The 22,389-nt window shown below is 61.9% G+C and carries 21 protein-coding genes; 16 read left to right on the forward strand and 5 right to left on the reverse strand.

The window, feature by feature from the left end; translation table 11 throughout:
• Positions 1 to 12 precede the first annotated feature (12 nt).
• Positions 13 to 1,278: a 4-aminobutyrate--2-oxoglutarate transaminase gene (locus J0F90_RS21370; protein WP_016930169.1), complete on the reverse strand. Its 1,266-nt coding sequence runs from the start codon at positions 1,276 to 1,278 to the stop codon at positions 13 to 15.
• Between the two features lie 121 nt (positions 1,279 to 1,399).
• Here J0F90_RS21370 and pdxR point away from each other — a divergent pair, with 121 nt between their 5' ends.
• Positions 1,400 to 2,872, forward strand: a complete 1,473-nt coding sequence (gene pdxR, locus J0F90_RS21375) for a MocR-like pyridoxine biosynthesis transcription factor PdxR (RefSeq protein ID WP_033639322.1) — start codon at positions 1,400 to 1,402, stop codon at positions 2,870 to 2,872.
• A 22-nt stretch (positions 2,873 to 2,894) separates the two neighbouring features.
• On the opposite strand, the gene J0F90_RS21380 is transcribed toward pdxR, so the two are convergent.
• Positions 2,895 to 4,514 carry an ABC-F family ATP-binding cassette domain-containing protein gene (locus tag J0F90_RS21380; protein ID WP_033639321.1) on the reverse strand — a complete coding sequence of 540 codons (1,620 nt, stop codon included), beginning with the start codon at positions 4,512 to 4,514 and terminating at the stop codon, positions 2,895 to 2,897.
• Between the two features lie 424 nt (positions 4,515 to 4,938).
• Here J0F90_RS21380 and J0F90_RS21385 point away from each other — a divergent pair, with 424 nt between their 5' ends.
• Positions 4,939 to 6,960, forward strand: coding sequence for an oxidoreductase (locus J0F90_RS21385; RefSeq protein WP_033639320.1), 2,022 nt, complete (start codon positions 4,939 to 4,941; stop codon positions 6,958 to 6,960).
• Between the two features lie 34 nt (positions 6,961 to 6,994).
• Here J0F90_RS21385 and rlmG read toward each other — a convergent pair whose 3' ends face one another.
• On the reverse strand, positions 6,995 to 8,134 hold the full coding sequence (gene rlmG, locus J0F90_RS21390; protein WP_033639319.1) for a 23S rRNA (guanine(1835)-N(2))-methyltransferase RlmG: 1,140 nt from the start codon (positions 8,132 to 8,134) through the stop codon (positions 6,995 to 6,997).
• Between the two features lie 149 nt (positions 8,135 to 8,283).
• On the opposite strand from rlmG, the gene J0F90_RS21395 reads away from it, so the two are divergent.
• From J0F90_RS21395 to sstT, 5 genes are all read left to right on the forward strand, one after another.
• Positions 8,284 to 8,790: a M48 metallopeptidase family protein gene (locus J0F90_RS21395; RefSeq protein ID WP_004937154.1), complete on the forward strand. Its 507-nt coding sequence runs from the start codon at positions 8,284 to 8,286 to the stop codon at positions 8,788 to 8,790.
• 49 nt (positions 8,791 to 8,839) lie between these two features.
• Positions 8,840 to 9,820: a Gfo/Idh/MocA family protein gene (locus J0F90_RS21400; protein ID WP_033639318.1), complete on the forward strand. Its 981-nt coding sequence runs from the start codon at positions 8,840 to 8,842 to the stop codon at positions 9,818 to 9,820.
• Between the two features lies 1 nt (position 9,821).
• Positions 9,822 to 10,553 carry a glutamine amidotransferase gene (locus J0F90_RS21405; RefSeq protein WP_033639317.1) on the forward strand — a complete coding sequence of 244 codons (732 nt, stop codon included), beginning with the start codon at positions 9,822 to 9,824 and terminating at the stop codon, positions 10,551 to 10,553.
• 252 nt (positions 10,554 to 10,805) lie between these two features.
• The gene (locus J0F90_RS21410) at positions 10,806 to 11,774 is read left to right on the forward strand and encodes a TerC family protein (protein ID WP_033639316.1); all 969 of its coding nucleotides are present in this window, start codon (positions 10,806 to 10,808) and stop codon (positions 11,772 to 11,774) included.
• Between the two features lie 262 nt (positions 11,775 to 12,036).
• On the forward strand, positions 12,037 to 13,272 hold the full coding sequence (gene sstT / locus J0F90_RS21415; RefSeq protein ID WP_033639315.1) for a serine/threonine transporter SstT: 1,236 nt from the start codon (positions 12,037 to 12,039) through the stop codon (positions 13,270 to 13,272).
• A gap of 53 nt (positions 13,273 to 13,325) precedes the next feature.
• Here the strand turns inward: sstT and J0F90_RS21420 are convergent, their stop codons facing one another.
• Positions 13,326 to 14,813, reverse strand: a complete 1,488-nt coding sequence (locus J0F90_RS21420; protein ID WP_033639314.1) for a UxaA family hydrolase — start codon at positions 14,811 to 14,813, stop codon at positions 13,326 to 13,328.
• A gap of 20 nt (positions 14,814 to 14,833) precedes the next feature.
• Positions 14,834 to 16,246: a glucuronate isomerase gene (gene uxaC, locus J0F90_RS21425; protein ID WP_033639313.1), complete on the reverse strand. Its 1,413-nt coding sequence runs from the start codon at positions 16,244 to 16,246 to the stop codon at positions 14,834 to 14,836.
• Between the two features lie 284 nt (positions 16,247 to 16,530).
• Between uxaC and J0F90_RS21430 the strand changes: the two genes are divergently transcribed.
• From J0F90_RS21430 to J0F90_RS21470, 9 genes are all read left to right on the forward strand, one after another.
• On the forward strand, positions 16,531 to 17,829 hold the full coding sequence (locus tag J0F90_RS21430; RefSeq protein ID WP_015379157.1) for an MFS transporter: 1,299 nt from the start codon (positions 16,531 to 16,533) through the stop codon (positions 17,827 to 17,829).
• A gap of 119 nt (positions 17,830 to 17,948) precedes the next feature.
• A complete protein-coding gene (gene exuR / locus J0F90_RS21435) occupies positions 17,949 to 18,725 on the forward strand; it encodes a transcriptional regulator ExuR (protein WP_004937137.1) in 777 nt (258 codons plus the stop codon).
• A 186-nt stretch (positions 18,726 to 18,911) separates the two neighbouring features.
• Entirely contained in the window at positions 18,912 to 19,358 is a 447-nt protein-coding gene (locus tag J0F90_RS21440) for a hypothetical protein (protein ID WP_004937135.1), read from the forward strand.
• Between the two features lie 136 nt (positions 19,359 to 19,494).
• Positions 19,495 to 20,175, forward strand: coding sequence for a DedA family protein (locus J0F90_RS21445; protein WP_033639312.1), 681 nt, complete (start codon positions 19,495 to 19,497; stop codon positions 20,173 to 20,175).
• Between the two features lie 32 nt (positions 20,176 to 20,207).
• Positions 20,208 to 20,546 (forward strand): EnvZ/OmpR regulon moderator MzrA, encoded by a 339-nt coding sequence (gene mzrA, locus J0F90_RS21450; RefSeq protein WP_016930183.1) that lies wholly within the window; start codon positions 20,208 to 20,210, stop codon positions 20,544 to 20,546.
• Positions 20,547 to 20,789: 243 nt separating this feature from the next.
• A complete protein-coding gene (locus tag J0F90_RS21455) occupies positions 20,790 to 21,161 on the forward strand; it encodes a DUF1090 domain-containing protein (protein WP_033639311.1) in 372 nt (123 codons plus the stop codon).
• A 164-nt stretch (positions 21,162 to 21,325) separates the two neighbouring features.
• The gene (locus J0F90_RS21460; RefSeq protein WP_004937125.1) at positions 21,326 to 21,631 is read left to right on the forward strand and encodes an ElaB/YgaM/YqjD family protein; all 306 of its coding nucleotides are present in this window, start codon (positions 21,326 to 21,328) and stop codon (positions 21,629 to 21,631) included.
• Positions 21,632 to 21,633: 2 nt separating this feature from the next.
• Positions 21,634 to 22,035 (forward strand): phage holin family protein, encoded by a 402-nt coding sequence (locus tag J0F90_RS21465; RefSeq protein WP_015379160.1) that lies wholly within the window; start codon positions 21,634 to 21,636, stop codon positions 22,033 to 22,035.
• Complete coding sequence (locus tag J0F90_RS21470) at positions 22,032 to 22,319, forward strand: YqjK-like family protein (protein ID WP_016930185.1); 288 nt, start codon at positions 22,032 to 22,034, stop codon at positions 22,317 to 22,319. The genes J0F90_RS21465 and J0F90_RS21470 overlap by 4 nt, the downstream gene beginning before the upstream one ends.
• The last annotated feature ends 70 nt before the right edge of the window (positions 22,320 to 22,389 follow it).

Consider the following 22,389-nt stretch of genomic DNA (forward strand, 5'->3'; position numbering starts at 1 on the left):
GCCGTTCGCTCCTTAGTGGGCCAGCGCGCGGGACAGGATGCCCATCGCCTTGGTGAACTGATCGTCCGGAATGGTCAGCGGGTAGAGGAAGCGGATCACGTTGCCGTTCACGCCGCAGCTCAGCAGCAGCAGCCCTTCCTCCATCGCCTTCTGCTGCACCTGGCGGGTGATCTCCGCCGAAGGCTTGCCGGTAGCCGGATCGTTGAACTCCACCGCCACCATCGATCCCTGCGCGCGCACATCGGCGATCGCCGGGCTGGTTTTGCGCGCCTGCTGGAGCACTTCCACCAGGTGCTGCCCCAAGCGCTGAGCGCGCTGGCACAGCTGCTCTTCTTCAATCACGTCCAGCACCGCGTGCGCGGCGGCCACCGCCAGCGGGTTACCGGCATAGGTGCCGCCCAGCCCGCCCGGCGCCGGCGCGTCCATCACCTCGGCGCGGCCCGCCACCGCCGACAGCGGCATGCCGCCCGCCAGGCTTTTCGCCATGGTGATCAGATCCGGTTTAACGCTGTAGTGCTCCATGGCGAACAGCTTGCCGGTACGGGCGAAGCCGGTCTGCACTTCGTCGGCGATCAGCAGGATGCCGTGCTGGTCGCACAGCGCGCGCAGCGCCTGCATGAAATCGGCCGGCGCCACGTTGAAACCGCCCTCGCCCTGCACCGGCTCCAGCACAATGGCCGCCACCTGCTTGGGATCGATATCCGCTTTAAACAAGCGATCCAGGCTGTTCATCGCGTCTTCGGTGGTCACGCCGTACAGCGCGTTCGGGTACTGGCCGTGGAACACCGAGCCGGGGAATGGGCCAAAGCCCAGTTTGTAAGGCGCCACTTTGCCGGTCAGCGCCATGGTCATATAGGTGCGGCCGTGGAAGCCGCCGCCGAAGGTGATCAAGCCCGGACGGCCGGTGTAAGCGCGGGCAATCTTCACCGCGTTTTCCACCGCTTCCGCGCCGGTGGTGAAGAAAGCGGTTTTACACGGACCGGCGATCGGCGCGCGTTGGTTGATGCGCTCCGCCAACGAGACATAGCTTTCATAAGGAACGATCTGATAGGCGGTGTGGGTGAAGGCCTGCAGCTGCTTTTCAATTGCGGCGATCACTTTTGGGTGGCGATGGCCGGTGTTCAGCACGGCGATCCCCGAGGCGAAGTCGATCACTTCCTTGCCTTCCACATCCCACAGCGTAGCGTTCTCTGCGCGCTCGGCGTAAAAACCACACATCACGCCCACTCCGCGCGGGGTGGCGTCCTGACGGCGTTGGTTCAATTCTGCGTTTTTCATGCTGTTCTCTCCGGTCGGTGCCAGTTACACGTTTCGTTCACATTCGTGAAACAATGACGTTTATTTACACAGGATGTGGCCCTATAATCGAGTGCCAGTTACGAATAAATGAGGGATCCAATTGCGCTCATTGAGTGGTGATCTGTTGCTGCAGCGCCTCGGCGAACAGCCCGATGACAAGCTGCACAAACGGCTTTACAACGCGATCCGCACCAGCATTCTCGATGGCAGCCTGCCGCCCTCCAGCCGCCTGCCCGCCTCGCGCGATCTGGCACAGGAGCTCAGCCTGTCACGCAACACCGTGTTAACCGTTTATGAACAACTGCTGGCGGAGGGCTACGTGTCGGCGCGCGCCGGCAGCGGCACCTTCGTCGCCGACACGGTGCCGGACAGTTGCCTGTCCACCGGCGGCGCTCCGGCGGACGGCAGCGGGCAACCGCGGCGCGTCGAACTGTCGGAGCGCGGCGCCACGCTGCTGCACCACGCCAGCGCCAGCCCCAAACAGTGGGGGGCGTTCATTCCCGGCGTCCCCGACGTCAACGCCTTTCCTCATCAGCTGTTCAGCAAGATCCAGGCGCGCCTCAGCCGCCGCCCGACGCCGCAGCGGCTGACCTACAGCAATCAGGGCGGCAGCCCGGAGCTGCAGCATGCGTTGGTGGAGTATTTACGGGTGGCGCGCTCGGTGCGCTGCTCGCCGGAACAGATCCTGATCACTGAAGGCATCCATCAGGCGATCGATCTGGTGACGCGCATGTTGTGCAATCCGGGGGATGACGCCTGGATCGAAGAGCCGGGCTATTGGGGGATCCGCAATATCCTGCGCATCAATGCGCTGAACATCTGCCCGCTGGCGGTGGACGAGGCCGGGCTGGTGCCGCCGGAGCAGCCAACTACGCCGCCCCGCCTGATTTTCGTCACCCCGTCGCACCAATATCCGCTCGGCTCGGTGATGAGCCTGGCGCGCCGCCAACGGCTGCTGGCGCTGGCGCGGAACGCCGGCGGCTGGATCGTCGAAGACGATTACGACAGCGAATTCCGCTTTTCCGGCCAACCGATCCCGGCGCTGCAGGGGCTGGAAGCCGATGCGCCGGTGATCTACATCGGCACCTTCAGCAAAACGCTCTACCCGGCGCTGCGTCTCGGCTATGTGGTATTGCCGCCGCCGCTGGTGCAGGCGCTGAAAACCGCCCACGCCGAGCTGTACCGCGGCGGGCACCTGCTGATCCAGAGCGCGCTGGCGGAGTTTATTCAGGCGGGGCACTACACGGCGCATATCCGCCGCATGCGGTTGCTGTATGCCCGGCGGCGCGCCTTCCTGACCGGGTTGATCGAACAACATCTCGGCAAGCAGGCGCTCAGCGAATTCAACAGCAACGCCGGCTTGCACCTGATCCTCAACCTGCCGGACGAGGCCGACGACGTGGCGATCGCCGCCGCCGCCGGCGCGCGCGGGGTGCTGGTGCGGCCGCTGTCGCGCTACTATATGCAGCCCAACCGCCGGCGCGGCCTGCTGATGGGCTTTGCCTGCGTGCCGGAAGAGCAAATGGCCGCCGCCTTCACCCAACTGCTGGCGTGCATCAACGCCCCGCACTAAGTCAGAGCGCCGCCCGCCTGCCTCACCAGGCCTGAAACCGCCAGCCGTCCGCCTGTCGGTACAGGCGGTGCGTCGGCCGCAGCGCCTGCAGGAAGTCTTCGTCGTGCGACACCACCAGCATCGCGCCGGGGAAATCCGCCAGCGCGGTTTCGATCGCCAGCGACGACGCCAGATCCAGGTGGTTGGTCGGCTCGTCGAGCAACAGCAGCTGCGCCGGTTGTCGCCGCCACAGCGCACAGGCCAGCGCCGCCTTCAGCCGTTCTCCGCCGCTCAGCGAGCCCAGCGGCAACGCGATGCGATCCGCGCCAAGCTGCAGCTGCGCCAGCCGGGTGCGCAACGCCCCTTCCGCCAACGGCGAATCCTGCAGCCCCAGATGTTCCATTACCGACAGGCCCGGATCGAGCTGCGACAGGGTTTGATCGAGGTAGGCCGTCGACAGCGGGCAATGACAATGGCCGGAAAGCGCCGCCAACTGACCGAGAACGGTCTTCAGCAAGGTGGATTTGCCGCAGCCGTTGGGGCCGGTCAACGCCACGCGCATCGGACCGTCGATCCGCAAATCCAGCGGCGGCGCGCTGACGAACGGCAGCTGCAGCCGCTCGAGCACCAGCACCTGCTTGTTTGCGTTCACTTCACTGCCGGGCAGCGCCAGCAACACCGGCTGTTCCTCTTCCACCCGCTGATAGGCTTCGCGCACTGCCGCATCGAGGCTGTCGCGCCGATCCTGATGCTGTTTGCGCAGCGTGCCGAGGCTCTCCTTCGCCGCCGACTTGTAGGCCACCCGTTCGAAAGAGGCGATATTCAGCGTATCGACGACGCGCAGCGTTTGCGCCGAGCGCCGCTGGCTCATGTCGTGCTCTTTCTGTTGGCGGGCGCGGGTGCGGCGGCGCTCCTCGCGCGCATGTTCCAGATCGGCGCGCGCCGCCTGCTGCTCCGTATCGCGCTGGCGCCGGTAGTCATCATAGTTGCCGCCGTAGCTGCGCAGCGCGCCGGGCGTCAGTTCGACGATGCGCTCCATGCACGCCAGCAGCTGCCGGTCATGGCTGGCGATCAGCAACCCGCCCCGCCACTGATCCAGCTGTTGATACAGCCAGGCGCGCCCGGCGTTGTCGAGGTGGTTGGTCGGTTCATCCAGCAGCAGAAAATCCGCCTCGCCCAGCAAGGCGCCGCACAGGGCCGCGCGCATCCGCTCGCCGCCGCTCAGCGAACTGGCGGATCGCAACGGATCGAAGGCCGGCAGCCCGGCGGCGGCGAAGGCGTTTTGCAGGCGATCGTGGAGATCCCAGCGCCCTTCCAGACGATCGATATCGTCCGCCAGCGGCCGCCCCTGCTCGAGACGCGCCAGCGCGGCGAACGCCTCGCCATAACCCAGCAGCTGGGCCAGCGTGGTGTCCGCGGCGATCTCCGGTTGCTGTGCAACGTAAGCTACTGTGGCATGAGATTCGACGTGCCCGTTGCCCGGTTGATCCAGCCCGGCGATCAGGCGCAGCAGCTGGGTTTTGCCGACGCCGTTGCGCCCCACCAGGCCGCAGCGCTGCCGATCAAAAGCGAGATCCAGCGGACCGAACAGCGTTTCGCCGTCAGCAAATTGGCAGATCAGTTGATGTAAAACGAAATAAGGGGACTGCGCTGAATGAGCCATAAGCACTCCTGAATGAGATCAAAACATCCCCACAGGGCGCGAGAGCGCACAGCGTGGGACACGATATCAACAGGTGTGGGTGTTCATTTTCGGTAATGGCTCCGCAGAGAGAAGGATTTTGCAACGCGTAAAGGCTAACCGATCTTTTGTTCGTTATGCAAACAGAGTCTGAGATTCATGACATCTATCACATTCGGCGCAACGCAGATTTCCAAGCGGCGCGACAACGGCTAGATTTATCTCATCCGACCACTTGTGTTCACATAATAATAACAGATGCTCATCCCCAATCGCTTTCAACCTGCAGCCAGGCGGCAAGTTCGGGCGTTCCCAGGAGCTTACTCAAGTAAGTGACTGGGGCGAGCGAACGCAGGCAACAACGCTGCAGGTTGAAAGAGGCGGGGGATGAACGATGGAGAGTGCAATGAGCAATTACCCTCACCTGCTGGCGCCGCTGGATCTCGGCTTCACCACCCTGAAAAACCGGGTGCTGATGGGATCGATGCATACCGGCCTAGAAGAGCTGCCCGACGGCCCGCAGCGCCTGGCCGCGTTCTATGCCGAGCGCGCCGCCGCCGGCGTGGCGCTGATCGTCACCGGCGGCATTGCCCCGAACGAACAGGGCGTGGTGTTTCGCGGCGGTTCGATCCTCAACAGCGAGGCGCAATTGCCCCACCACCGCCCGGTAACCGAGGCCGTCCACCGGGCGGGCGGCAAAATTGCGCTGCAGATCCTGCACACCGGCCGCTACAGCTATCAACCCAAGCTGGTAGCCCCTTCCGCGCTGCAGGCACCAATCAACCCGTTTACGCCGAGCGCCCTGAGTGAAGCGGAGATCGCGCAGACCATCGCCGACTTCGCCCGCTGCGCGGCGCTGGCGCAGCAGGCCGGCTACGACGGCGTTGAGGTGATGGGATCCGAGGGCTATCTGATCAACCAATTCTTGACGACGCGCACCAACCAGCGCGACGACCAATGGGGCGGCAGCTTCACCAACCGCATGCGGTTCGCCGTCGAGACCGTCAGGGCGGTACGCCAGGCCGTGGGCCCGGAATTCATTCTGATCTACCGGCTGTCGATGCTTGATCTGGTGGAAGACGGCTCCAGTTGGGAGGAGATCGAGCAGCTGGCGCTGGCGATCGAACAGGCGGGCGCCACGATCATCAATACCGGCATCGGCTGGCACGAAGCGCGTATTCCGACCATCGCCACCATGGTGCCGCGCGCCGGATTCAGCTGGGTGACCCGCAAGCTAATGGGCAAGGTCAGCATCCCGCTGATCACCACCAACCGCATCAACGATCCGGCGGTGGCCGAGCAGGTGCTGGCGGACGGCTGCGCCGACATGGTGTCGATGGCGCGTCCGTTTCTCGCCGACGCCGCCTTTGTGCAGAAAGCCGCCGAGGGGCGCGCCGACGAGATCAATACCTGCATCGGTTGCAACCAGGCCTGCCTCGATCAGATCTTTGAAGGCAAGCTGACTTCCTGTCTGGTCAACCCGCGCGCCTGCCGTGAAACCGAAATGCCGCTGACGATGGCGGAAAAGCCGAAAAAACTGGCGGTGGTCGGCGCCGGCCCCGCCGGGCTGGCGTTTGCCACCACCGCCGCCAGCCGCGGCCATCGGGTGACGCTGTTCGACGCCGCCGAGCAGATCGGCGGCCAGTTCAACATCGCCAAGCAGATCCCCGGCAAGGAAGAATTCCATGAAACCCTGCGTTACTTCCGCCGCCAGCTGGCGCTGCGTGAAGTGACGGTCAGGCTGGGCGTCAAGGTCGAAGCGGCGGATTTAAGCGAATTCGATGAGGTGATCCTCGCCTGCGGCATCGTGCCGCGCACCCCGGATATTCCCGGCATCGGGCACGCCAAGGTGCTGAGCTATCTGGACGTGCTGCGCGATAAAAAACCGGTCGGCCAGCGGGTGGCGATCGTCGGCGCCGGCGGCATCGGCTTCGATACCGCCGAGTACCTCAGCCAGCACGGCGTGTCCAGCAGCCTGGATCAGGCGGAATTCAACCGCGAATGGGGCATCGACGGGCGCCTTGAGCAGCGCGGCGGGCTGGCGGAGCAAGGGCCGCAGGCGCCGCGCGCCGCCCGGCAGATCTACCTGTTGCAACGCAAAACCAGCAAAGTGGGCGAAGGCCTGGGGAAAACCACCGGTTGGATCCACCGCGCCAGCCTGGCGATGCGCGGCGTGAAGATGCTCAACAGCGTCAGCTATCGGCTGATCGACGACGAAGGGCTGCACATCACCCGCGCCGAGCAAGACAGCTGCCTGCCGGTGGACACGGTGGTCATTTGCGCCGGGCAGGAACCGCGCCGCGAACTGCAGCAGCCGCTGCTGGCGATGGGGAAAACCGTGCACCTGATCGGCGGCGCCGACGTGGCCGCCGAGCTGGACGCCCGCCGCGCGATCGATCAGGGCACGCGGTTGGCGATGACGCTGTAAAAAAAGGGCGCACCGCGCCCCTTGTTATTCACGCTCAGCGACGCGCGCCGGATTTCACCGCTCGAAGGATCACGAACTTCTTGTTCGAGGCCACCAGCGTGCAGTTGCCGAACAGGCGCTTGAGTTTCTGATGGTAGTCGAGGTGACGGTTGCCGACGATGCGCAATTCGCCGCCCACCTGCAGGCAGCGCTTGGCGTCGCAGAACATCTGCCAGGCGGTGTGATCGGTAATGGCGTGTTGCTGGTGGAACGGCGGGTTGCAGAGCACCGCCTGCACGCTTTCGCGCTCGATGCCCGCCAGCGCGTTGTTCACCTCAAACTGACAGCGATCCAGCTCTTGCGGCAGGTTGTGCTCCACGTTCAGCTCGCTGGAGGCCACCGCCATGTATGATTCATCGACGAAGGTCACCTGCGCTTCCGGGTTTTGCGCCAGCGCCGTCAAACCAATCACGCCGTTGCCGCAGCCCAGATCGACGATATGGCCGTTCAGGCCACGCGGCAGATGCTCAATAAACAGGCGCGCGCCGATATCCAGGCTGCCGCGCGAGAAGACGTTGGCGTGGTTGTGGATCAGCCAATCGGTGCCGTCCAGCGCCCAGTTGGTGGTTTCCGCCGCCGCCGGCGGAACGATGTCCGCCGCCTGGCAGAAGATCAGGCGCGCCTTCTTCCATGCCAGGCTGGTGCGCGTTGGGCCCAGCACTTTTTCAAACAGCTGCATCGTCGAGGTGTGCACGTCGCGCGCTTTGGCGCCGGCAACGATCAGCGTGTCTTCGGTCACGACGTGGCGCAGCGCGCGCAGCTGCTGTTCCAGCAGCGCCAGCGCTTTCGGCACGCGAATCAGCACCACCGCCGGCGCCGCCGGCAGCTCGGCCAGGCTGTCCAGCAGCGTGACCTGCTCGGGATCCAGACCGTTGAGCTTGAGGTTGTGGCGCGTCGCCAGCTGGCTCATGTACGAATCGCTGACGCTGTAAGGGCGATGCGCGTGCAACGCACAGGCCAGGGTGCCGAAGTTATCGTTGAAAATCAGCACCGGGCGGCCGCCGATATCTACGTTTTCAAGCTGTTGCAGCAGATATTCGTCCGCCGCTTCCCACGCCTGCAGTTGGGTGGATTCTTCCTGTTGGGGATAACGCTCCAGCTCAAGTTGCTGTGTTCCCAGATCGAGTTGGCTCATTGCCCCTCCTGACTGATAAAATTTGGGCTGTTTATCCCCTAAAAACGCCCGTCAGTAAAATGTTTTTTCGGATAAATTGCGTATGTCAGGATTTGAGCGAAAAAACAGCATAGAATGACCGGCTGAATGGCCGTTGATACGGAACAAGAATGTCTGAATTGACCTACCTGCAAGGCTACCCAACGCATCTGCAAAGCCAGGTGCAGCAACTGATCCATCAGAATCGGCTGGGGGACGTGCTGCTGCAGCGCTATCCGCAGGTGCACGACTGCACCACCGACAAATCGCTGTATCAGTTTACCGTCGATCTGAAAAACCAGTATCTGCGCAACGCCCAGCCGCTGAGCAAGGTGGCCTACGACAGCAAGATCCACGTCATGAAACATGCGCTGGGCCTGCACACCGCCATCTCGCGCGTGCAGGGCGGCAAGCTGAAGGCCAAGGCGGAAATTCGCGTGGCGACGGTGTTCAAGGTCGCGCCCGAGCCGTTCCTGCGCATGATCGTGGTGCATGAGCTGGCGCATCTGAAAGAGAAAGATCACAACAAGGCGTTCTACAGCCTGTGCTGCCATATGGAACCGGATTACCACCAGTTGGAGTTCGATACCCGGCTGTATCTGACGCACCTTTCGCTGTTCGGCGAGCTGTATGCATAGCGCGTGAGGGCGTGATAATCTGCGGTTTTAGGCTGGACCGGAGCTCGCCATGATTCGCTTTGCCGTTGTCGGCACCAACTGGATTACGGAACGTTTTATCGATGCCGCCCATGAAAGCGGCAAACTCAAGTTGAGCGCCGTGTATTCACGCTCGCTGGAACAGGCGCAGGCGTTTGGCGCCAACTATCAGGTCACGCAGTTTTTCGACTCGCTCGAGGCGATGGCCCAGTCCGATACCATAGACGCGGTGTATATCGCCAGCCCCAACTCCCTGCACTGCCCGCAATCGCTGCTGTTCCTGCGCCATAAAAAGCATGTGATCTGCGAAAAACCGCTGGCCTCCAACCAGAGCGAAGCGGAACAGCTGGTAGCCTGCGCGCGGGAAAACCAGGTGGTGCTGTTCGAGGCGTTCAAAAGCGCCTATCTGCCGAATTTTCTGGCGCTGCAACAGGCATTGCCGAAAATCGGCCGACTGCGCAAAGCCTTCATCAACTATTGCCAATACTCTTCGCGCTACCCGCGCTACCTGGCCGGCGAGAACCCCAACACGTTTAATCCGCAGTTCTCCAACGGCTCGATCATGGACATCGGCTACTACTGCCTGGCCAGCGCGGTGGCGCTGTTCGGCGCGCCGCAGTCGGTGCTCGCCAGCGCCACGCTGCTCGATACCGGTGTGGACGCCCACGGCACCGTCTGCCTGAACTACGGCGATTTCGACGTCACGCTTTCCCATTCCAAGGTCAGCGACTCGGCGATCCCCAGCGAGATCCAGGGAGAAGAAGGCACGCTGATTATCGACAAAATCTCCGAGTGCCAGGGCGTGGCGCTGACGCCGCGCGGCGGCAACCGCCAGGATCTGAGCCAGCCGCAGCACATCAACACCATGCTGTATGAGGCGCTGGCCTTCGCCGAGTTGGTTGAGAAGCGTCAGGTGGAACATCCGGGGCTGGAGAATTCGCTGATCGTCGCCCGCCTGCTGACCGATATCCGCCGCCAGACCGGCGTCGTCTTCCCCGCCGACGGAGAATGAGATGAAACCGCTGCTCGTGATGCAAACCGGCGACGCGCCGCAGGCCATTCGTCAGGAATTGGCAAACTTTGAAGGCATGTTCCTGCAACAGGGCAATATCGACGCCGAACGCGCGCACATCGTGCATCTGCCCGCCGGCGAACGGCCGTTGCCGCCGGCCGCCTATTGCGGCGTGGTCATCACCGGCTCGCCGGCGATGGTGACCGAACGGCTGCCGTGGAGCGAGGAGGCCGCCGAGTGGCTGCGCCAGGCGATGGCGATCAAACTGCCGCTGTTCGGCGTCTGCTACGGCCATCAGCTGTTGGCCTACGCGCTCGGCGGCGAAGTGGGTTACCACCCGCAGGGCATGGAAGTCGGCACGCTGGAGATCGAACTGCTGCCCGCCGCGGCCGACGATCGGCGGCTCACCCTGCTGCCGCCGCGCTTCAAAGCCAACCTGATCCACTCGCAGAGCGTGCTCACGCCGCCCGCCGGCGCGCAGACGCTGGCGCGTTCGCAGCAGGACGCGCACCAGATCCTGCGCTATGGCGATCATGCCCTGACCACCCAGTTCCACCCGGAATTCAACGGCGCGGTGATGAGCCAGTATCTGCAGTGGCTCGGCGAGCTGCATCCCGAGCAGCAAGCCCGCTACCACCAGCAACAACAACAGGTTAGCGACACGCCGTTCAGCCGCCTGCTGCTGCAGGGATTCGTCGTCAGCCTGGGCGCGCAAAAAGCGTTGGCCGGCTAACGCGATTCACGTTGACCGCCGACACATTTTGCATTACTTTCTGCTCTGCAAAGGGGAGTAACTTCATTGCCGGTCAATCGTCATTACGATGCGCAAGCATCCGGTTACCGGGCAACCTGATGTCAAAGGTGTAACCACCTTCATCAACGTTGTAAGTGAGACCTTGCCGGAAGGCGAGGTTTGCTTGCAGCGTTCACAGAGCGGCTGGCGTCTTCCGACGTTGGCCGTTTTTGTTTTTGAAGGATACCTCTGATGATGAATTCCGTTGGCACACCGTGGTTATGGGGCAGCTTCGCCGCCGTCATAGTCGTGATGCTCGCAATCGATCTCCTGTTGCAGGGCCGTAAAGGCGCGCACACCATGACTATGAAGCAGGCCGCCAGTTGGTCGCTGGTGTGGGTCAGCCTCTCCCTGCTGTTCAACTTCGGTTTCTGGTACTACCTGAATGAAACCGCCGGGCGCGCCGTCGCCGATACCCAGGCGCTGGCCTTCCTGACCGGTTACCTGATCGAAAAAGCGCTGGCGGTGGATAATGTGTTCGTCTGGCTGATGCTGTTCAGCTACTTCGCCGTGCCGGCCAACCTGCAACGGCGGGTGCTGATCTACGGCGTGCTGGGCGCAATCGTGCTGCGCACCATCATGATCTTCGCCGGCAGTTGGCTGGTCAGCCAGTTCCAGTGGCTGCTGTATCTGTTCGGCGCTTTCCTGTTGTTCACCGGTATTAAAATGGCGCTGGCGAAGGAAGATGACTCGGCGATCGGCGACAAACCGCTGGTGAAATGGCTGCGCAGCCGCTTGCGCATGACCGACAGCCTGGAAGGCGAGCGTTTCTTCGTGCGCCGCAACGGCATCCTGTTCGCCACCCCGCTGGTGCTGGTGCTGATCCTGGTGGAACTGAGCGACGTGATTTTCGCGGTGGACAGCATTCCGGCGATCTTCGCCGTGACCACCGATCCGTTCATCGTGCTGACCTCTAACCTGTTCGCCATCATGGGCCTGCGCGCCATGTACTTCCTGCTGGCCAACGTGGCGGAACGTTTCTCGATGCTGAAATACGGCCTGTCGGTGATCCTGGTGTTTATCGGTATCAAGATGCTGATAATCGACTTCTTCCACATCCCGATCGGCATATCGCTCGGCGTGGTGGCGGGCATCCTGACGCTCACCTTGCTGATCAACACCTGGGTCAATCGCCGCAACGATCGCCTGGCGAAGAAATAACCATAATCTGTTATCCGGGGCGCTAGCCGCCCCGCGATTGTTTGGCAATTCCCCCAAAACGCCAAACGTTATTGCGATCACACAAATGTAACCAGTATGTTATCAAGTGTTGATCCGCGCTCAGAATTTCACCCTCGCCTCTTTCCAACCTCATTCGATTGCTGAATACTGATTCGGCAAACACACTTAGTTACAGAATCATATAAAGCTGTCCGGCGTCGTTCCCGCCGCGGCGGCCAGATAACATCAGGAAGAAAGCACTATGCAAAAACTACTACAAAAGATCACGCAGGGCAGCCTGGTCAAACAAATCATGGCCGGCCTGGTGGCCGGCATTCTGGTGGCGCTGGTTTCGCCGGCGGCCGCGGCGGCGGTCGGCCTGCTCGGTTCCCTGTTCGTCGGCGCGCTGAAAGCGGTGGCGCCGGTGCTGGTGCTGATTCTGGTGATGGCCTCGATCGCCAACCATAAACAGGGGCAGAAAACCAACATTCGCCCGATCCTGTTCCTCTACCTGCTGGGCACCTTCGCCGCAGCGCTGGTAGCGGTCGTCGTCAGCTTTATCTTCCCTTCCACGCTGGCGCTGACCACCGGCGCGACCGACATTACCCCGCCGGGCGGCATTGTGGAGGTGATGAAGGGCCTGTTGATGAGCGTGGTGGCCAACCCATTCCATGCGCTGATTAACGCCAACTACATCGGCATTCTGGCGTGGGCCGTCGGGCTGGGGCTGGCGCTGCGCCACGCTTCCGAAACCACCAAGGGGCTGATCAACGACATGTCCCATGCGGTCACGCTGGTGGTGCGCGCGGTGATCCGCTGTGCGCCGCTCGGCATCTTCGGCCTGGTGGCCTCTACGCTGGCGGAAACCGGCTTCGGCGCGCTGTGGGGCTATGCGCAACTGCTGATGGTGTTAATCGGCTGCATGCTGCTGGTAGCGCTGGTGCTCAACCCGCTGATCGTGTACTGGAAGATCCGCCGCAACCCGTATCCGCTGGTGTTCGCCTGCCTGCGCGAGAGCGGCGTGACCGCCTTCTTCACCCGCAGCTCCGCCGCCAACATCCCGGTGAACATGGAGCTGTGCAAAAAGCTGAACCTGAATGAGGACACCTACTCGGTTTCCATCCCGCTGGGCGCCACCATCAACATGGCCGGCGCGGCGATCACCATCACCGTGCTGACGCTGGCGGCGGTAAACACGCTGGGCATCGCGGTAGACGTCCCGACCGCCCTGTTGCTGAGCGTGGTGGCCGCCCTCTGCGCCTGCGGCGCCTCCGGCGTGGCCGGCGGCTCGCTGCTGCTGATCCCGCTGGCGTGCAACATGTTCGGCATTCCGAACGACGTGGCGATGCAGGTGGTGGCGGTCGGCTTTATCATCGGCGTGCTGCAGGATTCGGCGGAAACCGCCCTCAACTCCTCCACCGACGTGCTGTTCACCGCCGCGGCCTGCCAGGCGGAAGACCAGCGGCTGGCGAACGAAGACCCGCTGAAGGTGCGTTAACCCCGCCTTGCCTCATCAAAAAGGCGCTCCCTCGAGCGCCTTTTTTATCAGCCTTACAGCGTCACCCCGCTTTTAAATATCGCCAGCTCGCGGAAGTCGTTGGTTTCATTACGCGCCGGACGCCCGTTGGCGATCTCGACAATCAGGTCGATGAAGCGGCTGAGCAACGTCTCCATCGCCACGCCGTGAACCAGGCCGCCGGCGTCGAAATCGATCCAGTGCGGTTTCTTCGCCGCCAGCTCGCTGTTGGTCGCCAGCTTCACCGTCGGCACAAAGCCGCCGTACGGCGTGCCGCGCCCGGTGCTGAACAGCACCATATGACAGCCGGCGCCGGCCAGCGCGCTGGTCGCCACCGCATCGTTGCCTGGCGCGCTGAGCAGATTCAGCCCCGGCACGCGCAGCCGCTCGCCGTATTTCAACACGTCCACCACCTGGCTTAGCCCCGCCTTTTGGGTGCAGCCAAGCGACTTCTCCTCCAGCGTGGTGATGCCACCGGCCTTGTTGCCCGGCGACGGATTCTCATAAATCGGCTGCTGATGGGCAATGAAATAGCGTTTGAAATCGTTGATCATGTCGACGGTTTTGCCGAAGGTCTCCCCATCGCGACAGCGGCTCATCAGAATGCGCTCGGCGCCGAACATCTCCGGCACTTCGGTCAGCACCGTAGTGCCGCCGTTGGCGATCGCATAATCGGAGAACCGCCCCAGCAGCGGGTTGGCGGTGATACCCGACAATCCGTCCGAACCGCCGCACTCCAGGCCGAACTTCAGCTCGCTCAGGCGGCCCGGCTCGCGGCGATCGTGGCGCATCTCCCGGTACAGCTCGTGCAACAGCGCCAGCCCGGCCTCCACTTCGTCGTCCTGTTGTTGGCACACCATAAAGCGCAGCCGCCGCTCGTCCTCTATCCCCAACGTGGCGCGAAAGGCATCCACCTGATTGTTCTCGCAACCCAGCCCGATCACCAGCACCGCGCCGGCGTTGGGATGGCGCGCCAGATTTTGCAGCATGATGCGAGTATTGGCATGATCCTGCCCCAGCTGCGAGCAGCCGAACGGATGGCTGAACAGGTGAACGCCGTCGATCCCGTCCGCCTGCGTTTGCTGCAAAAAGCGCTGTTGGATCTGACGGGCGATGCCGTTGACGCAGCCGACGGTCGGCACGATCCACAGCTCGTTGCGGATCCCCACTTCGCCGCCGGCCCGTCGGTACAGCTGCACCTCGCGATCCGCCGCCTGCGGCGGCAACGTCGGGAACTGCGGCTGGTAACGGTAGCTGTCCAGATCGCTCAGGTTGGTTTTGACGTTTTGCGAATGAATGTGCTCCCCAGGCGCAATGGCCGCGAGCGCATGGCCGATCGGCTGGCCGTATTTGATGATGTCTTCGCCCTCGGCGATCGGGCCGAGCGCAAATTTGTGCCCGCGCGCCACCGGCTGCGCCAGTTGGATGACCGCGCCTTCCAGCTCAACGCACTCTCCGGCAGCCAGATCGCGCAGCGCCACCGCCACGTTATCCTGCTCATGAATCTTTATCGTACTTTGCATAAACCGGTCCCGGATAACGGCTACGCCAGTTCAATGGCGAAATAGTTTTTGGCGTTGTCGAAGCAGATGTTTTTCACCATCTCGCCCAGCAGCGCGATATCCGCCGGCGCTTCGCCGTCCGCCACCCAACGACCGATCATCTGGCAAAGGATACGGCGGAAGTATTCATGGCGCGTATACGACAGGAAGCTGCGACTGTCGGTCAGCATGCCGACGAAGCGGCTCAGCAGCCCGAGCTGCGCCAGCTGCGTCATTTGGCGCTGCATGCCGTCCTTCTGATCGTTGAACCACCAGCCGGAGCCGAACTGCATCTTGCCCGGCGTGCCTTCCCCCTGGAAATTGCCGATCATGGTGCCGATCACTTCGTTATCGCGCGGGTTGAGGCAGTAGAGAATGGTTTTCGGCAGGCCCCCCTGCCGCGCCTGGGCATCCAGCAGCCGCGACAGCGGTTCCGCCAGCGGCCGATCGTTGATCGAGTCGAAGCCGATATCCGGCCCGACGGCGGCCAGCATGCGGCTGTTGTTATTGCGCAGCGCGCCGATGTGATACTGTTGCACCCAGCCGCGGCGCCGGTATTCGCCGGCCAGGAACAGCAGCACCGCGCTTTTGAACTGGGCGCTCTGTTCCGGCGTCGGCAGCTCGCCGTTCAGGCGGCGCAGCAGGATCGCATCCAACGTCGCTTCATCGGCCTCGCCGAACACCACCACGTCCAGCGCATGATCGGCCACCTTGCAACCGTGGGCGGCGAAGTGATCCATGCGCTTGTACAGCGCGTCGCACAGCGTGCTGAAGCGGCCGATGGCGGTGTCCGCCGCCGCCTCCAACTGCCGCAGATAGTCGTTGAAGCCGGGCGCATCGATGGTGAAAGCCTTGTCCGGCCGCCAGCTCGGCAATACCTTGATATCGAAGCCACGATCGTCGGCGATCGCCCGATGGTGGCGCAGATCGTCGATCGGATCGTCGGTGGTGCCGACCATTTTCACGTTCATCTGCTGCATGATGCCGCGCGCGCGAAACGCATCCTGCGCCAATAGCGCATTACCGCGCTGCCAGATCTCATCCGCCGTGGCCGGCGACAGCAGCGTGCCGGTGATGCCGAACGGCCGACGCAGCTCCAGATGCGTCCAGTGATAGAGCGGGTTGCCGATGGTATGCGGCACCGTGGCGGCCCAGGCGTCGAATTTCTCGCGATCGCCCGCATCGCCGGTGCATAACCGCTCCGCCACGCCGTTAGTGCGCATCGCCCGCCATTTGTAGTGATCGCCCCGCAGCCAGATATCGTACAGGTTGCTGAAGCGGGTATTCTCCGCGATCTGCTGCGGCGGCAAATGGCAGTGATAATCGAAAATCGGCTGCGGCGCCGCATAATCGTGATACAAGCGCCGGGCAAATTCGCTGTCCAGCAGGAAATCTTCGCTCAAAAACGTCGCCATCTCGGGCTCCTTACTTGCCGTGCGGCACGGGGTTCGAATCACAAAAGTTATCACACCAATTTTAACTAGCGTCCAGCAGATTTTTCCCGATGTCTGCCGTTCATCCTCTCTCCACGCCCTTTTTCGCTCAATTTACCGGCAAAAATGCCCTATTTCACCGGCCACAGTATCGCTCAGGCGAATAATTCCTTTTGTGATATCACTCAACTTTTAAACCTGTATGACAGGTTATTGTCTCGCCAGCCGCATCGACGGCCACACCTTCAAACGGGGAGACATTTCGGATGCGTAAAATTAAAGGGTTACGCTGGTACATGATCGGACTGGTGACCATCGGCACCGTGCTGGGCTACCTGACCCGCAACGCCATCGCCGTCGCGGCGCCGACGCTGGAAGATACGCTGCACATCACCACCCAACAGTATTCCTATATCGTCGCCGCCTATTCCGCCTGCTACACCGTGATGCAACCGGTGGCGGGCTACGTGCTGGACGTGCTGGGCACCAAGGTCGGTTACGCCATGTTCGCCATTCTGTGGGCGCTGTTCTGCATGGGCACCGCGCTGGCCAACAGCTGGGGCGGCCTGGCGCTGGCGCGCGGCGCGGTCGGCATGGCCGAGGCGGCGATGATCCCCGCCGGGCTGAAGGCCAGCAGCGAGTGGTTTCCGGCCAAAGAGCGTTCGATCGCCGTCGGTTATTTCAATGTGGGTTCATCGATCGGCGGCATGATCGCCCCGCCGCTGGTGGTATGGGCCATCGTGGCGCACAGTTGGGAAATGGCGTTCATCATCACCGGCGTGCTGAGCCTGATCTGGGCCATTTGTTGGCTGCTGTTCTACAAGCACCCGAAAGATCAGAAGAAACTGAGCCAGGAAGAGCGCCGTTACATCCTCGAAGGCCAGGAAGCGCAGCACCAGACCTCTAACGCCAAAAAGATGTCCGCCTGGCAGATCGTGCGCAACCGCCAGTTCTGGGGCATCGCGCTGCCGCGCTTTCTGGCGGAACCGGCCTGGGGCACCTTCAACGCCTGGATCCCGCTGTTCATGTTCAAGGCCTACGGTTTTAATCTGAAAGAGATTGCCATGTTCGCCTGGATGCCGATGCTGTTCGCCGATCTCGGCTGCATCGTCGGCGGCTACCTGCCGCCGCTGTTCCAGAAGTATTTCAAGGTTAATCTGATCGTCTCACGCAAGCTGGTGGTGACGATGGGAGCGGTGTTGATGATCGGCCCCGGCATGATCGGCCTGTTCACCAGCCCTTACGCGGCTATCGCGCTGCTGTGCGTCGGCGGCTTCGCCCATCAGGCGCTGTCCGGCGCGTTGATTACCCTCTCTTCCGACGTATTCGGCCGCAATGAGGTGGCGACCGCCAACGGGTTGACCGGCATGGCGGCCTGGACAGCCAGCACGCTGTTCGCCCTGGTGGTCGGCGCCCTGGCGGACACCCTCGGCTTCAGCCCGCTGTTCGCCGCGCTGTCGGTCTTCGACATTCTCGGCGCCATCGTCATCTGGACGGTGTTGCAAAACCGCCCGGCCGCCGAAACGCAACCGGCCACGCTGCAGCCTGCCCCGGCGCGCAGCTGATCCCGCCGCCCGGCCGCCGCGCCGGGCCTCTTGCTCCTCTGGCAGCGGTGCCGAATAAGTGGTATAACAAATCCGATGGCCACGCGCCCCTTCCCACCGCACCGTATAGAGCATTCACTATGGAATTCACCGAAACCAGACGCCTGTATCAGCAACTGGCCGCCGAGCTCAAGCAACGCATCGAAAGCGGCCGCTACCCGGTAGGCGACAAGCTGCCGGCCGAGCGATACATCGCCGAAGAGATGAATGTCAGCCGCACCGTGGTGCGCGAAGCGATCATCATGCTGGAGGTGGAAGGCTATGTGGACGTGCGCAAAGGATCCGGGATCCACGTGGTGTCCAACCAGCAAAAGCACCTGGTGGTGCCGGGCGACAGCATCGAGTTCGCCACCGCCGGCCCGTTTGAGCTGCTGCAGGCGCGCCAGCTGATAGAAAGCAACATCGCCGAATTCGCCGCCACCCAGGTGACCAAACAAGATATCGTGCAGTTGATGGAGATCCAGGAGCACGCCCGTAAAGAGGATCGCTTCCGCGACTCGCAGTGGGATCTGAAGTTCCACGTGCAGGTGGCGCTGGCCACCCAGAACACCGCCATGGCCACCATCGTGGAAAAAATGTGGGTGCAGCGGGTCAACAACCCTTACTGGAAAAAACTGCATGAACATATCGACGAACGCTCGATCGCCAGCTGGTGCGACGATCACGATCAGATCCTCAAAGCGCTGATGCGCAAAGACCCTTACGCCGCCAAACTGGCGATGTGGCAGCACCTGGAAAACACCAAACAGATGCTGTTCAACGCCACCAGCGACGACTTCGAATACAACGCCGATCGCTACCTGTTCGCCGAGAATCCGGTGGTGCATCTGGATGGCGTGAACCACGAGCCGAAATAGCCACGGCGGTCAAAAACCGTCGGCTTATGTCAGGTAATGTAAAATCCGCTGAATCGATGCCGGAACCGCCGTTTGCCGTGTACTATTTCACCGTCGGCAACGTAGATTTCCCTGTTGCCAATCGTGCTATTTTGGTAGAGTTAGCCCACTTTTTTACCCATTGCTGCGGGGGCGGGACGCGAATAAATGCGCTGGTTGTTTGCCATGCTGATTGCTGTTTTCTGCTGGACCGGTTCGGTCTCCGGCCAACAGCTATGCGTGGCGTCACCCAAGCCAACCCCCAGCGCGCTGAGCAGCCTGCCGCTGCTGGCGGAGCCGGCGCTTTCCCCCTATGATCATGTGTATCGGGCGCCGGCCGAAGCGCGCCGCAAAGCCCCCGGCAAGTTGCCGCTGCTGCTGCCCAGAGCGCACTCTTTCTCCGGTTCGCTGCTCGCATCCTCCCTGCCGGCGCCGGTCTATACCCTGGCTGCAGAGCCGGGTTACCGAATTCGCTTCCCCCGCCAGGACACCCCGGCCCCCAACCGGCTTGCCCAGGTCGACTGGATGCTGGACGCTTCCAGGCAACAGAGTCGCCAGGCCGGTTGGAAAGAAAGCAACATGCAGTACCGTGGCACGCTGACTTACCACCTATGACCGGTGTCGCACCGCTTAGAAACCTTAAAGCAACGCCGTTTCATCGTTATCAGCACTCAGGATCGCCGCGCGCTTTCAGCTCACGCCCGCTCCGCCGCTGAGATAAAAATAAACAATGACGTTTTAGGAACACCGGATGGACATCATTAAAGAACTGATACATGCCTTATGGCTGCAGGATTTTGAGACGCTGGCGAACCCTTCGTTGGTGTGGACCCTCTACATCCTGCTGTTCATGATCCTGTTTTTGGAGAACGGCCTGCTGCCGGCCGCTTTCCTGCCGGGTGACAGCCTGCTGATCCTGGTCGGCGTGCTGATCGCCAAAGGCACCATGGGCTTCCCATTGACCATCGTTATCCTGACCGTCGCCGCCAGCCTGGGGTGCTGGGTCAGTTATATACAAGGCCGGTGGCTCGGCAATACGCGAACGGTGCAAGGCTGGCTTTCGCATCTGCCGGCTCACTACCATCAACGCGCTCACAACCTGTTCCACCGCCACGGCCTTTCCGCCCTGCTGGTCGGCCGCTTCCTGGCCTTCGTGCGCACCCTGCTGCCAACCATCGCCGGCCTGTCCGGCCTGAGCAACGCACGCTTCCAGTTCTTCAACTGGATGAGCGGCCTGCTGTGGGTCTTGATCTTGACGACGCTGGGCTTCGCCCTGGGGAAAACTCCGGTGTTCCGCAAGTATGAAGATCAGCTGATGTTCTGCCTGATGATGTTGCCGCTGGTATTGCTGGTGGTCGGGCTGGTCGGCTCGTTGATCGTGTTGTGGCGCAAGAAGCGCGCCAACAGCCAGAACCCGGGGAAAGGGGCGTGACAGCAAAGCGCCCGCGCTGGCAATACGTCCTGATGATCGCGCTCGCCCTGCTGGCGTTGGCGACGCTGTTGGTGCCCTGTATGGTGCGCACCGAGAGCGAGCTGCGCATCCGCGCCAGCCAGCAAGGGCTGTCGCTGCCCGACGGCTTTTATGTCTACCAGCGCCTGGATGAACGCGGCATCCGCATCAAAAGCATTACGCCGGAAGGCGATGGCCTGGTCATCCGTCTGGATTCGCCGGAGCAGCAATTGCTGGCGCGCGAAGCGTTGCAAACCATTCTGCCACCCGGTTACCACATCGCATTGAGCGAGTCCCCCGTGCCGTCGCATTGGGTGCGCGAATTTGCGCGCTCCCCGCTCAATCTGGGATAATCCCCCTTCATATGAAGGGGTTTCCTTTCATTGCCATAATCTTCATTTTCATTCGCATCGATTAGCTCAAGAATTAATCAGTCAGCACTGGGTCACGGCTGATTCTTTGGGGGCTCGCCGGTTTCATGACTATGCTGAAGGGTAACTTCAGCCGGCGATGAACGCCCTCCTCTCGCGCTGCCGCCTTCGGCAGCCAGGAAAGCGGATGCCTGTTCAGGCATCCCATGAACAAGGAACTGAAAGATGAAATTACGCCACTCCCTGTTACTGCTGTTGCCACTCTGCACGCTGCCGGCCCTCGCTTCGGCCGCAGAGGGCGGCTGCGCCGCCAAAGCGCAAGACATCCAACAGCAAATCGACTACGCCACCCAACACGGCAACACCCACCGCGTGGACGGGCTGAAAAAAGCGCTGAGCGAAGTGCAGACTCACTGCACCGAAGCCGGCCTGCAGGCCGAACGCCAAAAAAATATCGCGGAGAAGCAGCGCAAGGTCGACGAGCGCCGGCAGGAGCTGAAAGAAACGCAGCAAACCGGCAAGCTGGACAAGGTCGCCAAGAAGCAGCAAAAGCTGGCGGAAGCGCAAGCTGAGTTGAAACGCGCCCAGGCGGAATAATTTTTTTACACCAGCGGATTTATCGATGAGAGCCCCATCACACGGGATTTCTTAAGCATATGGAATTGATGTCTGGTGTTATCTGCTGGCCATCACCCCTTTGCTCCGGCGAAAAAATCCGCTATGTTAAAAGTCTGTCGAAATAAACGTTAAGGAATAATCACATGGCACATGATTCAAATGCAGAAAACTTACGCGCTGAACTGAAGTCCTTAGCCGATACGCTGGAGGAAGTGCTGAACTCCTCCACCGACAAGCCGAAAGCCGAGTTGGAGAAGCTGCGTTCGAAAGCGGAAGGCGCGCTGAAAGAGACCCGCGCTCGCCTGAGCGACGCCGGTGACAAGCTGGCTTCGCAAACCAAACAGATCGCCGGCCAGGCCGACGACTACGTGCGCGACAACCCGTGGACCGGCATCGGTATCGGCGCGGCGGTCGGCGTGGTGTTGGGCGTGCTGCTCGCGCGTCGTTAATCATGGCTGAACAACCGCAAGTTCGCGCGCAGGGCCCCGCCAAAGGGGTCCTGGATATCGGTCAGCGCATCATCACGATCCTGGTCGGCATGGTGGAAACCCGTGTCCGGCTGGCGGTAGTCGAGCTGGAAGAGGAGAAAGCCAACCTCATTCAGCTGCTGATCATGGCCGGCATGACGCTGCTGTTCACCGCCTTCGGTTTGATGAGCCTGCTGATCCTGATCTTCTGGGCCATCGATCCGGTCTACCGGCTGGTGGCGCTGGGCGCAACAACCGGCGTGCTGCTGTTCCTGGCCGTGGTCGGCACCATCTGGACGCTGGTCAAGGCTCGTCGCACCACGCTGCTGGGCGCCACGCGCAAGCAGTTGGAACTCGACCGCGCCGAACTGGAGCGCGAACCATGAGCCGCCGCCGCTACCTGGAATGGAAAAAAGAGAGGCTGATTCGCCAGATCCAGCAACAGCGTCTGGATCTGGCCGAACACAAGTCTTTGTGGCTGGAAAAGACCGAACGCATTGACCGCGGCTGGCAGACAGTGTTTGGCCTGCGCCGCTATCTGGTACTCGGTTCCAGCGTCATGGCGCTGTACGGCATCCGCCACCCCAGCAAGATGATCCGCTGGTCGCGTCGTGCTTTCGGCGCCTGGAGCGCTATTCGACTGTTTAAAAAGACGTTTTCCTCCAAGTAAGCCACTTAGCCTTTCCTTCAAACCTCCTGTTGCTCTGCCCGCATTTTCTTCCTTGATACAACGCGTCTAA

Source organism: Serratia marcescens subsp. marcescens ATCC 13880 (assembly GCF_017299535.1).
In the GTDB taxonomy this organism is placed as follows: domain Bacteria; phylum Pseudomonadota; class Gammaproteobacteria; order Enterobacterales; family Enterobacteriaceae; genus Serratia; species Serratia marcescens.

Coding starts and splice junctions, on each gene's coding strand:
- J0F90_RS21370 (WP_016930169.1), bottom strand. CDS start 1,278: ATGAAAAACGCAGAATTGAACCAACGCCGTCAGGACGCCACCCCGCGC.
- J0F90_RS21380 (WP_033639321.1), bottom strand. CDS start 4,514: ATGGCTCATTCAGCGCAGTCCCCTTATTTCGTTTTACATCAACTGATC.
- J0F90_RS21385 (WP_033639320.1), top strand. CDS start 4,939: ATGAGCAATTACCCTCACCTGCTGGCGCCGCTGGATCTCGGCTTCACC.
- rlmG (WP_033639319.1), bottom strand. CDS start 8,134: ATGAGCCAACTCGATCTGGGAACACAGCAACTTGAGCTGGAGCGTTAT.
- J0F90_RS21395 (WP_004937154.1), top strand. CDS start 8,284: ATGTCTGAATTGACCTACCTGCAAGGCTACCCAACGCATCTGCAAAGC.
- J0F90_RS21400 (WP_033639318.1), top strand. CDS start 8,840: ATGATTCGCTTTGCCGTTGTCGGCACCAACTGGATTACGGAACGTTTT.
- J0F90_RS21405 (WP_033639317.1), top strand. CDS start 9,822: ATGAAACCGCTGCTCGTGATGCAAACCGGCGACGCGCCGCAGGCCATT.
- J0F90_RS21410 (WP_033639316.1), top strand. CDS start 10,806: ATGATGAATTCCGTTGGCACACCGTGGTTATGGGGCAGCTTCGCCGCC.
- sstT (WP_033639315.1), top strand. CDS start 12,037: ATGCAAAAACTACTACAAAAGATCACGCAGGGCAGCCTGGTCAAACAA.
- J0F90_RS21420 (WP_033639314.1), bottom strand. CDS start 14,813: ATGCAAAGTACGATAAAGATTCATGAGCAGGATAACGTGGCGGTGGCG.
- uxaC (WP_033639313.1), bottom strand. CDS start 16,246: ATGGCGACGTTTTTGAGCGAAGATTTCCTGCTGGACAGCGAATTTGCC.
- J0F90_RS21430 (WP_015379157.1), top strand. CDS start 16,531: ATGCGTAAAATTAAAGGGTTACGCTGGTACATGATCGGACTGGTGACC.
- exuR (WP_004937137.1), top strand. CDS start 17,949: ATGGAATTCACCGAAACCAGACGCCTGTATCAGCAACTGGCCGCCGAG.
- J0F90_RS21440 (WP_004937135.1), top strand. CDS start 18,912: ATGCGCTGGTTGTTTGCCATGCTGATTGCTGTTTTCTGCTGGACCGGT.
- J0F90_RS21445 (WP_033639312.1), top strand. CDS start 19,495: ATGGACATCATTAAAGAACTGATACATGCCTTATGGCTGCAGGATTTT.
- mzrA (WP_016930183.1), top strand. CDS start 20,208: ATGATCGCGCTCGCCCTGCTGGCGTTGGCGACGCTGTTGGTGCCCTGT.
- J0F90_RS21455 (WP_033639311.1), top strand. CDS start 20,790: ATGAAATTACGCCACTCCCTGTTACTGCTGTTGCCACTCTGCACGCTG.
- J0F90_RS21460 (WP_004937125.1), top strand. CDS start 21,326: ATGGCACATGATTCAAATGCAGAAAACTTACGCGCTGAACTGAAGTCC.
- J0F90_RS21465 (WP_015379160.1), top strand. CDS start 21,634: ATGGCTGAACAACCGCAAGTTCGCGCGCAGGGCCCCGCCAAAGGGGTC.
- J0F90_RS21470 (WP_016930185.1), top strand. CDS start 22,032: ATGAGCCGCCGCCGCTACCTGGAATGGAAAAAAGAGAGGCTGATTCGC.